The following is a 4,050-nucleotide window of genomic DNA, read 5'->3' as shown; positions in this document are numbered from 1 at the left end:
AGCGAGTTGCGCGTCCGTGCGGATCTCGACACCTCGGGGACGTCCCTTCGGCTGTGGGTCGCCGATCCGGCGGGCGGGCCTGTTCTGTCCGGTCGTCTCGACCTGCGCGAGGTGACCGCCGACCAGATCCGTGCCTCGACATCGGTCGACCACCTGTACCGGGTGGAGTTCCAGCCGGTCACGGTCGGCTCTCAGGCACAGGACGCCGAGCGGCTGGTGATCGACGCGCGGGGCTGGTCGGGTTCGGTGACGGAGGTCGCCGCGCGTGGACTGGCCGAACTCCAGCAGGCGTTGGCCGATGAGGCCGTGTCCGAGATCGTGCTGGTGACCTGTGGCGCGGTCGGCGAAGACGCCACGGACGTGGGCCAGGCGTCGTTGTGGGGCCTGGTGCGGTCGGCACGCAGCGAGCACCCGGAGCGGGTGATCCGCCTGATCGACACCGACACCCAGGACCTGACATCGGCCCTGCAAGTGGCGGACGAACCCGAGCTGACCGTCCGCGCAGGCCAGATACTGGCCGCCCGCCTGGTCCGTGTCTCCACCTCCACCGATCCCGACGCCCGTGCCGATACAGGCACCGAGGCCCGTGCACTGGATCCTGCCGGCACGGTCCTGATCACGGGCGGCATGGGGGAGTTGGGTCAGGCTCTGGCCCGTCACCTGGTCCAGGAGCACGGCGTGCGCCGTCTGGTGCTGACCTCACGCCGAGGGGCCGACGCACCCGGTGTGTCCGACCTGGTGGGGGAGTTGACCGCCGCCGGTGCCGACCATGTCGAGGTCGTCGCCTGCGACGTGGCCGACCGCGCCCAGGTCCGGACCCTGCTCACCGGCGTGGACACCGCCCACCCGTGGACCGCTGTGTTCCACCTTGCCGCCGTCCTCGACGACGGACTCCTCACCGACCAGAACCCCGACCGTCTGGCCCGCGTCCTCGCCCCCAAGACCGAGGGTGCGCTGCACCTGCACGACCTCACCCGCGAACTCGGCCTCGACCTGGCCGCGTTCGTCCTCTACTCCTCCACCTCCGGCGTCCTCGGCAGCACCGGCCAGAGCACCTACGCCGCTGCCAACACAGCGCTGGACACGCTCGCCGCCCTCCGCCGCGCTGATGGCCTGGCCGCGACCAGCCTCTCCTGGGGCCTGTGGGAACAGACCGGAACGGGCCTCGCCGCCCATCTCGGCCAGGCCGAACTCGGCAGGCTCGCACGGCGAGGCATCGGCGCGCTGACCCAGCAGCAGGCACTCGCCGCGCTGGACGCCGCTCTGCTCCAGCCGTATGCCCACCTTGTTCCGGTCAAGCTGGAGACGGCGCGGGTCGAGGACCCTCCCGCCCTGCTGCGGGCACTCGTGCGCAGGAGGCGCATCCGGCCGGCGGCCGGCACCACCACATCCGGCGGTCAGGCCACGGCGTTGCGTGACCGGCTGGCGGCGCTGCCCGAGGCTGAACGGCATCCGTATCTGGTGCAGCTCGTACAGCGTGAAGCAGCGATCGTGCTGGGCCTCGCCGACGCCGACGCCATCAAGCCGCAGCAACTCTTCTCCGAGCTCGGTCTGGACTCGCTGATGGCGGTCGAGCTGCGGCGACAGCTGTCCGCGGCGACCGAGGTGGCCCTGCCGGCCACCCTCGCTTTCGACCATCCCACCCCCGCCGCCGTCGCCGGCCTCCTCCTCGACCGTCTCGACCTGGCCGACACGACCGCGGCGGCGACACACCCGTCGGCCCCCGCACTCGACCGCGGCACGCCCGACGACCCGATCGCCATCGTGTCGATGGCCTGCCGCCTGCCGGGCGGCATCGACACCCCCGAAGGTTTCTGGGAACTCCTGACCTCGGGCGGCGACGCCATCGGAGGGACACCGTCCCGCTGGGACGGCCTGGACCTGTACGACCCCGACCCGGATGCCGTCGGCAAGAGCTACACCCGCGAGGGCGGATTCCTCGACGGTGTCGAGGACTTCGACGCCGGCTTCTTCGGCATCAGCCCGCGTGAGGCGCAGTCGATGGACCCGCAGCAGCGCCTGGTGCTGGAAGCGTCGTGGGAGGCGCTGGAGCGCGCCGGCATCCGCCCCGGCGCACTCAGCGGCAGCCGCACCGGCGTCTACCTCGGCGCCATGAGCTCGGACTACGACCGCCAGGGTCAGGGCCTCGACGCCCTCGACGGTTACCTCGGAACGGGCAACGCCGGAAGCATCGTCTCCGGCCGGATCTCCTATGCGCTGGGCCTGCAGGGCCCGGCCGTCACCATCGACACCGCCTGCTCGTCCTCCCTGGTCGCCCTGCACCTGGCGGCAGGCGCTCTGCGGCAGGGCGAGTGCGACCTCGCCCTCGTCGGCGGTGTCACGGTGATGTCGACGCCGATGTCGTACGTCGAGTTCAGCCGACTCAAGACGACCTCCCCCGACGGTCGTTGCAAGAGCTTCTCCGCCCAGGCCGACGGCGCGGGCTGGTCGGAAGGCGTCGGCATGCTCGTGCTCAAGCGTCTGTCGGTGGCCGAACGCGACGGCGACCGCGTCCTGGCCGTGGTCCGTGGCTCCGCGGTCAACCAGGACGGCCGCAGCCAGGGCCTGACCGCCCCCAATGGGCCCTCCCAGCAGCGCGTCGTCCGCGACGCCCTGGCCGCGGGCGGTCTCGCCCCCGCGGACATCGACGCGATCGAGGCACACGGCACCGGCACCGCCTTGGGCGACCCGATCGAAGCGGGCGCTCTCGCCGAAGTCTTCGGCGAGCACCCCGTGTTCCTCGGATCGGCCAAGTCGAACCTCGGCCACACCCAGGCCGCCGCCGGTGTCGTCGGCATCATGAAGATGGTCCTCGCCCTCCAGCACGAGACGCTGCCCCGCACCCTGCACGCCGACGAGCCCAGCCCCCACATCGACTGGGACAACAACGGACTCGCTCTCCTTCAGCAGCCGCAGCCCTGGACCAAGAGCGAGCGCACCCGCCGCGCCGGTGTCTCCTCTTTCGGCCTGAGCGGCACCAACGCGCACGTCGTCATCGAAGAAGCACCCACCCCCGCGTCCCCCACCACCCCGTCGCCGGCGACCGATGCCGCTCCCGGCACGCCCTTGCCGGTGGTGCTGTCGGGCGCGAGCCGGGCGGCGCTGCGCGAGCAGGCCGGGCGCTGGGCCGACTGGCTGGCCGCCCGCCCCGACGTGCCGCTGCGGGACGTCGCCGCCACCGCCGCCCTGCACCGCACCCACCTCGGCGAACGTGCCGGCCTCATGGCCGGCACGACCGCACACGCAGCCGAACTGCTACGAGCCCTCGCCGAGGACCGGACCCACCCCGATCTCCTCACCGGCACACAGCAGGAGCACGGCAGGACCGTGTTCGTCTTCCCCGGCCAGGGCAGCGAGTGGGCGGGGATGGGGCGTGAACTGCTGGAGCAGTCGCAGGCGTTCGCGGACGCGGTGCGTGAGTGCGATGAGGCGCTGGCGCCGTATCTGGACCGTTCGGTGGAGGACCTGTTGCGGGAAGGGTCCGTGGAGGAGTGGTCGCGGCTGGATGTGCTGCAGCCGGTGATGTTCACGGTGTATGTGGGCCTGGCGGCGGTGTGGCGGTCGCTGGGTGTGGAGCCGGCCGCGGTGGTGGGTCATTCGCAGGGTGAGGTGGCGGCCGCGGTGGTGGCCGGTGCGCTGTCCGTCGAGGACGGTGCACGGGTCATCGGTGTGCGCAGCGCCGCGCTGCAGGCAGTGGCGGGCGTGGGCCGGATGGCGGTGGTGGAACTCCCGCTCGACGAGGTGGGGGAATGGATCGCCCCGTACGGAGATGCCGTGTCGGTCGCCGCGGTCAACACACCCCGGTCGGTGTCGGTATCGGGTGACGCCGATGCGGTGGAGGACCTCCTGTTCCGACTGGACGACGCGGATGTGTCGTGCGGGCGGCTGGAGGCGCCGGTCGCCTCCCACAGTCACCACATGGACGCCCTGCTGCCCGATCTGGAGGCACGACTCGCCCCGCTCCGGCCGCGCCCGGGGCAGGTGCCGTTCTACTCGACGGTCACCGGCGCACTGCTGGACGGCACGGCGCTCGACGCCCGGTACTGGTGC

Annotated in this window: 1 protein-coding gene; it reads left to right on the top strand. The window is 72.1% G+C overall.

The window, feature by feature from the left end:
• The coding region (locus ACTMTU_RS35945) for a type I polyketide synthase (protein WP_441267627.1) at positions 1-4,050 on the top strand (4,050 nt) is incomplete at both ends.

Origin of the sequence: Streptomyces sp. OZ13 (genome assembly GCF_052068155.1) — a bacterium.
Classification (GTDB): domain Bacteria; phylum Actinomycetota; class Actinomycetes; order Streptomycetales; family Streptomycetaceae; genus Streptomyces.
This window is presented reverse-complemented; position numbering and strand designations above follow the sequence as displayed.